The 248-nt window shown below is 44.4% G+C and carries 1 protein-coding gene; it reads left to right on the forward strand.

Going from position 1 to position 248, the window contains the following annotated elements; translation table 11 throughout:
• Positions 1–248: hypothetical protein (locus tag AAEZ02_RS23175; protein ID WP_351125530.1), on the forward strand; the 248-nt coding region annotated here is incomplete at both ends.

The following is a 248-nucleotide window of genomic DNA, read 5'->3' on the forward strand; positions in this document are numbered from 1 at the left end:
GCTTTGAATACATCGAAAAATACATGGATGAAGTTGAAGGCCGCTTAATGCCTTTGGTTGAAAGTGGCGATATTAAGCGCTTATTGATCCGCGCTCCTCGTGGCTTTGGCACCGCATCAGACTTTTCTAACGGTATGGCTATTATCGTTTTGGAAGATTGGGCTGAACGTCGCAGTGCCAATGAAATTATTGTCGATATCCGTAATCGTCTATCAGATTTAGCCGGTATTCGTGCACTCCCGATAATG

This window comes from Shewanella sp. T24-MNA-CIBAN-0130, from assembly GCF_040310185.1.
In the GTDB taxonomy this organism is placed as follows: domain Bacteria; phylum Pseudomonadota; class Gammaproteobacteria; order Enterobacterales; family Shewanellaceae; genus Shewanella; species Shewanella psychromarinicola.